Genomic DNA, 6,672 nt, shown 5'->3' on the forward strand with positions numbered 1-6,672 from the left:
GAGGGGCTTTCCGATCAGCGGGGGCGATGGATATGGGCGCTTTGCACGACGCCGAAGGCGGCCATCAGAACCAGCATGGCCGACCCGCCATAACTGACCATGGGCAGAGGCACCCCGACAACCGGAGCCAGCCCCATCACCATCGACATATTTACCGCAAAGAACAGGAAGAAGTTCAGCGCGATCCCCATGGTGACCAGCGACGAGAACCTGTCTTTGGTCGACAGCGCCGTGACCATGCAGAAGATCAGGATCAGAGCATAAAGCACCAATAGGGTGATGCCACCGACAAAGCCGAATTCTTCGGCCAATGTGGTGAAGATGAAATCGGTGTGTTTTTCAGGCAAGAAGTTCAGCCGTGATTGCGTGCCCTGCATGAAGCCGCGCCCATTCCATCCACCCGATCCCAGGGCGATCTTGGATTGGGTGATGTGATAGCCCGCGCCCAGCGGGTCGGTCGAGGGGTCAAGAAACGTGTCGATCCGGCGGAACTGGTAGTCCTTCAGCAACTGCCACTCGGTCCCTCGGCTATTGAAAACAGCTGCAATCAAGCCGACCACGGCTGCGATCACGGCCGCGAAATAGGCCCAGTGGACACCGGCCAGAAACATCAACCCTCCGCCAGCGGCCAGCAGCAGGATCGAGGTCCCAAGGTCCGGCTGGCGCAGTACCATGAAGGTAGGGATCAAGATTAGGATGACCGGGATCAGAACCCAGAGCGGACGCGAGGTTTTATGCGAGGGCAGCCAGTCGTAATAGGCCGCCAGCAACATCACCAGCGCGACCTTCATCACCTCGGACGGCTGCAAACGCATGAACCCAAGGTCGATCCAGCGCTGTGCGCCCATGCCAATCGTGCCGAACAACTCCACAAACACCAGCAACGCGATCGAGGCCAGATAGGCCAGTACCGACATGTTGCGCCAGAACCAGATCGGCACCAGTGCGACGATGAACATCACTGCCAGGCCCAGCCCGAAACGTTCGATCTGAGGCTCGGCCCACGGCATCCACGAACCACCGGCCACCGAATACAGCATCAGGAACCCGGCACTGGCCGTGCTGATCAGCAACAGCGTCAGCGGCCAGTTCATGTACAGGAATTTTCGGAACCCCGATGGCGTGGATTTGACCGCATATTCAAGATAGCTCATGCGCGGTCCTTCTCGCTGGGGCGCGCTTTGGGGCGGCGGTCGCCCTCGAGCCGTTTCTGCTGCTCCTTGATGCGTTCTCGATCTCCGGCCGGGTAGGCCTCGAGCGGTGGGGTGCCGTTGTAAAGCGCCTGAAGCATGATGTCGCGCGCGACCGGGGCCGCCGCCTTGGAGCCACCGCCGCCATGTTCGACCACAACCGCGATGGCGTATTTGGGCTTGTCGTAAGGCGCGAAGCTGACGAACAGCGCATGGTCTCGCCGCTCCCAGGGTAGGTCCTCATTGCGGATCACACCTGCGGCACGTTCCGCTTTGGTGATGTTGCGCACCTGACTGGTGCCGGTCTTGCCCGCCATGCGCAGGTCATCGGCGATGATCCGGCTGCGATAGGCCGTGCCACGCCGGTCGTTCGATACTGACCACATCGCCTCGCGGATGTAGTTCAGATTGGCTGGGCTGATCCCAAGCGGCTCACCCGCGCCGGTTGGCTGTTCGACCCCATCAATCGAGCGGACCAGACGCGGTGTCACGGCCCGCCCCGTGGCGATCCGCGCGGTCATCACGGCCAGCTGCATTGGCGAAGCCAGCATGAATCCTTGACCGATCGAGGCGTTGGCCGTATCGCCGCTCAACCATTCCTCACCATGGGTTTTCAGCTTCCACTCCTGATTAGGAGCCAAACCTGCCCGAACGGCGGACATGGGGATGTCATGCTTGATGCCGAGCCCAAGGGTTCGCGACATTTCTGAGATTTTGTCGATGCCAACCTTCAGCGCAACGTCGTAGTAATAAACGTCGCAACTGCGCTTGAGCGAAGTATTGAGGTCGACAGTGCCGTGACCTCCGCGCTTCCAGCAGTGGAAACGACGACTACCGACCTTGAGGTGGCCGGGGCAATAAACAGTGCTACCGGGGCCAACGACGCCGGCCTCAAGTGCGGCCAGCGCAGTGACCATCTTGAAGGTCGATCCAGGCGGATATGTGCCCTGAACCGTCTTGTTGGCCAAGGGGCGATATTTGTCCTGCGTGAGGATCTGGTAATCCGCGACCGAGATACCGCGCACGAACAGGTTGGGGTCGAAGCTGGGGGCCGAGGCCATTGCCCGCAGATCGCCGGTTTCGCAATCAATGACAACGGCGGCGGCGCTTTCTCCGGCAAGTCGTGCCTGAGCGTATTGCTGCAGGTCCGCGTCGACCGAGAGTTGTAAATCGGCGCCCGGTTGGCCCTCCTGCCGGTCCAACTCACGCATGACGCGGCCGGTGGCGTTAACCTCGACCCGCTTGGAGCCTGCTTTGCCGCGCAGGTCGATCTCTTGCTTGGCTTCCAACCCGACCTTGCCGATCTGGAACCGGGGGATGCGCAGCACTGGCTCGGGGTCTTCGATCTGGCTGAGGTCATAGTCGCTGACCGGGCCGACATAGCCGACGATATGGGCGAAATCCTCATAGCGCGGGTATTGCCGGGTTTGCCCGACCTCGGGCGTGACCCCTGGTAGGGCCGGGGCGTTCACCGCGACTTTCGAGATATCTTCCCACGTCACCTGATCGACCAATGTGACTGGCAGGAACGGGGCCGAGCGTCGCATTTCCGTGCGCGCGCGCTCAATCTCATCCTCGTTCAGGGGGATCAGGTCCGAGAGTTTGGCGATCACCTTGTCGATGTCACCGGCATCCTCGCGCACAATTACGATGCGGTAGGAGGGTGAATTCTGCCCTATGACCTGCCCATTGCGGTCATAGATGCGCCCCCGCGTCGGCGGGATCAGGCGGATGTTGATGCGGTTTTCTTCGGCCAAAAGGCGATATTCATCCGCTTGATCGACTTGCATGTACCGCATGCGTGCGGCCAACCCGCCAATGAAAACCGCCTGTAAACCGCCCAGCAGCAAGGTCCGCCGGGGCAGACGTTTATAGGCGACACCTTCGCTTTTGATCTTGCGTTGTTTCATGCACGCGCCCCTGCCGCACTGGCATCCGCCGCCGAGACGCGGCGTACGCCGAATACACTTTGAGACAGTAGTACAATGACTGGATAGGCGAGAATTGTCAGCACAAGCTGGATCAAAACCGGTAACAAAGCTGCCTGATCAACAGACAGGATTGCAAGGATGACCCGATTGCCCAGAAAGACGCCAGCAACGACGGCACTGACCGACATCCATTCCGCCACAAAGCCCGCATCCCGCATCCCCGGTGCCGCAGACCGCAAGTAAGCCGCGCCCAGCACCACCAGTGCGGCCAATAGGCCCGGAGGGCGTTGCAGCAGCAGATCCGCCAGCAACATAACCAAAGCGACCAAAACGGTCGGCACATAGTCCGGTCGCCTGAGCACCCAAGCAAAAGTAAGGACGATCAGAAAGTCCGGAAAAGGCCAGCGATCCGGCTGCGTATCCAGCGGCAGCAGATGCAGGAACAGAACAAACACCGCGAGCGCCCCATATAGACCGCGCATCGCCCATTTGTGAGAGGCCGGTTTATCCATCACCAGCTTCCTCAGGTGACAACGAAGCAGCGGGGCTCGAGGGGCCAACGATCTGACCCGGATCGCGGATCGTGGGGGCCGAGTTGTAGCGAAGAACGCGCAGGAACTCCAACCGTTCGAAATCGGCGGAGAGACGCACGCGCAGGCGACCTCCGGGGTCGGCGGCGATCTGGCCGATCAGCAGACCGGCCGGAAACACACCGCCATCACCCGACGTCACGACACGGTCGCCGGGGCGCACAAGCTCGCGGTTTTCCAGAAACTCGACCGATGGGGCCGGGGTATTGTCGCCCGTGATCAAAGCGGTCTGGCCAGAGGGTTGGATGGTTGCGGGAATGACGCTTGAGGCGTCAGTCATCAGAATGACGCGCGCCGTATCCGGCCCGACGCCCGAGATACGGCCAACCAGCCCGATCCCGTCCATCGTAGCCCAGCCATCGACGATCCCGTCCCGTTCGCCCACATTCAACAGCACCGATTGCCGGAAGGGAGAGCCGCTATCGGCCATCACAACACCGGTGACATAGGTCAGGCGAGGATCAAGCCGCACATTGTTCAAATCCAGAAGCCGCGCGTTTTCCTGTTCCAACTGCAACGCTGCCTCTTTCCACGCACGCATCAACCGCAGTTCCGAGCGCAGCTCGCGGTTCTGCTCGCTCAGGCTCTGATAGCTTTGGAAATCACGAAACAGGTTGACGGTTGCGGTGACCGGAACCATGGCCCAATCCATCGAGGGCACAACAGCATCCACAACCTGCGCGCGGAACCGTTCTACCCGAGGGCTGTCGATTCGCCAGACAATGAAGATGCCCAGCAGGCACAGCACAACGATCCCCAGAAGCAGACGCCGCAGTGGGGCCGTGTAGTCATCGCGCTGTGATCGGTCTTTTGCCACAGGTTACCTTCCCGTGCTGCTCGGGCCGAATTTACCCTATTTTCTAAAGGGTGCGCGCCTTAGCTTTCGTAGTCAATCGCGTGGCGCAGCTGTTTTTCGTATTCTAGCGCCTTGCCGGTGCCCAAAGCCACACAATTCAGGCTTTCATCGGCGATCGACACGGCCAGTCCTGTCTGTTCGCGCAGAGCAAGATCCAGATCCCCCAGAAGCGCTCCGCCGCCGGTGAGCATCACGCCGCGATCCACGATATCCGCGGCCAGATCGGGGGGCGTGGTCTCTAGCGCGGTCATCACAGCCTCGCAGATTTGCTGGACGGGTTCCGATAGTGCCTCGGCCACCTGAGCCTGACTGATCTCGATTTCTTTTGGCACGCCGTTCAGCAGGTCGCGACCACGGATATGCATCGACTGGCCGCGGCCATCGTCGGGCATGCGCGCGGTGCCGATGGTGGTCTTTATGCGTTCAGCGGTGGATTCGCCGACCAGAAGGTTCTGCTGACGACGCAGGTATGAGATGATCGCCTCGTCCATACGGTCTCCACCCACGCGGACCGAGCGGGCGTAGACGATGTCGCCCAGCGACAGAACCGCAACCTCGGTGGTACCGCCGCCGATGTCGACGACCATGTTGCCGGTCGGATCGGTGATTGGCATGCCTGCCCCAATCGCCGCTGCAATCGGTTCGGCAATCAGGCCAGCGCGGCGCGCGCCTGCGGACAGAACCGACTGACGGATTGCACGTTTTTCAACCGGAGTCGCGCCATGCGGGACGCAGACGATGATCTTTGGCTTCGAGAAGGTTGAACGCTTATGCACCTTGCGGATGAAATGCTTGATCATTTCCTCGGCGGTGTCGAAGTCGGCGATCACGCCTTCGCGCATTGGGCGAATGGCCTCAATGGATCCCGGCGTCCGACCCAGCATCAGCTTGGCGTCTTCGCCAACCGCCAGAACCTTTTTAACGCCATCCTTGACGTGATAGGCCACAACCGAGGGTTCAGACAGGATCACACCGCGCCCCTTGACGTAGACCAGCGTGTTTGCCGTTCCAAGGTCGATAGCCATGTCCGCTGTGAACAGGCCGCCCAGATTGCCAAAGATCCCCATGATTCCCCTGATCCTGTATGTCGGTTTTTCTACTGCCCGCGACTCGACGGTTCCGGGACGGATGACTTATAGGGTGCCAACTCGCCCGGTAAAAGGGCTGATTCCGCGGCAATCAGCACCTTTTCGCCTCATTTTCAGGGACTGTAGAAGGCAATATGCTCTCATATCAACATATTTACCACGCCGGGAATCTGGCTGATGTGCAAAAGCACGCTTTATTGGCATGGTCGCTGTCCTATCTGACCCAAAAGGACAAACCGCTGACCTATGTCGAAACCCATTCGGGACGTGGGCTTTACAAGCTAGATTCAGATGAGGCCCGCAAGACCGGAGAAGCAGCCGCCGGGATCGAGCGGGTGCAGCGTGGTGCATGGTTTGGCGATGATCATCCGCTGGCGCAGGCGATCGAGTTGACCCGCGCGCGTTTTGGAGAGGCCAGCTACCCCGGATCGCCCCTGATTGCAGCTAGCCTGCTGAGGTCGCAGGACAGTCTGCACCTCGCCGAATTGCATCCGCAGGAATATGCGGCATTGTCACTGGCGGTGCCGGGGGGCAATGCGCGCGTCTACAAGCAAGACGGGTATGAGCTGGCGCAGTCCCTACTGCCGCCGACGCCCAGACGGGGTATGCTGTTGATTGACCCCAGCTACGAGGTGAAGGCGGAATATGACCGCCTTCCGGGGATAATCGCCAAGCTGCATCGCAAATGGAATGTGGGCGTGATCGCTTTGTGGTACCCGATCCTGAAGGATGCCCGTCAAAAGCCGATGGTGGACGCGCTGACGTCTCAGGATTTCCCGAAGGTGTTGAAACACGAGGTGACATTCCCCGCAGCGCGCAAAGGGCATGGGATGGTCGGGTCTGGAATGTTCGTGATCAACGCGCCCTTTGGGTTGGATCAGGAAACCCACAGACTGTCTACTTTGTTCAAAAAACTTTGAGGTCTTGGAGAGGAACAAGCAAACCTCGCGCCCCGTTTGCCTGCATCAAAGATGCCGTCAAACGCGTTGGGCCCGGCAGCGCGCCGCAGGCGCGCTG

The 6,672-nt window shown here is 60.3% G+C and carries 6 protein-coding genes; 1 reads left to right on the forward strand and 5 read right to left on the reverse strand.

The features are described from left to right. Positions 1 to 14: 14 nt before the first annotated feature. Genes rodA through ACRZ95_RS15165 form a run of 5 tightly spaced genes read right to left on the reverse strand, consistent with a single transcriptional unit; the run spans position 15 to position 5,634 of the window. The gene (gene rodA, locus ACRZ95_RS15145; protein WP_170678813.1) at positions 15 to 1,154 is read right to left on the reverse strand and encodes a rod shape-determining protein RodA; all 1,140 of its coding nucleotides are present in this window, start codon (positions 1,152 to 1,154) and stop codon (positions 15 to 17) included. Continuing rightward, positions 1,151 to 3,100, reverse strand: a complete 1,950-nt coding sequence (gene mrdA / locus ACRZ95_RS15150; RefSeq protein ID WP_170678815.1) for a penicillin-binding protein 2 — start codon at positions 3,098 to 3,100, stop codon at positions 1,151 to 1,153. Before mrdA ends, rodA begins: the two co-directional genes overlap by 4 nt. Further along, complete coding sequence (locus ACRZ95_RS15155; RefSeq protein WP_170678817.1) at positions 3,097 to 3,633, reverse strand: rod shape-determining protein MreD; 537 nt, start codon at positions 3,631 to 3,633, stop codon at positions 3,097 to 3,099. Before ACRZ95_RS15155 ends, mrdA begins: the two co-directional genes overlap by 4 nt. Beyond that, positions 3,626 to 4,528: a rod shape-determining protein MreC gene (gene mreC, locus ACRZ95_RS15160; protein ID WP_170678819.1), complete on the reverse strand. Its 903-nt coding sequence runs from the start codon at positions 4,526 to 4,528 to the stop codon at positions 3,626 to 3,628. The genes ACRZ95_RS15155 and mreC overlap by 8 nt, the downstream gene beginning before the upstream one ends. Before the next feature lie 59 nt (positions 4,529 to 4,587). Continuing rightward, positions 4,588 to 5,634: a rod shape-determining protein gene (locus ACRZ95_RS15165; protein WP_039523195.1), complete on the reverse strand. Its 1,047-nt coding sequence runs from the start codon at positions 5,632 to 5,634 to the stop codon at positions 4,588 to 4,590. A gap of 155 nt (positions 5,635 to 5,789) precedes the next feature. Here ACRZ95_RS15165 and ACRZ95_RS15170 point away from each other — a divergent pair, with 155 nt between their 5' ends. Beyond that, positions 5,790 to 6,575 (forward strand): 23S rRNA (adenine(2030)-N(6))-methyltransferase RlmJ, encoded by a 786-nt coding sequence (locus ACRZ95_RS15170; protein WP_170678821.1) that lies wholly within the window; start codon positions 5,790 to 5,792, stop codon positions 6,573 to 6,575. Positions 6,576 to 6,672 lie beyond the last annotated feature (97 nt).

The sequence above is a fragment of the Ruegeria sp. AI3 genome (genome assembly GCF_056541245.1).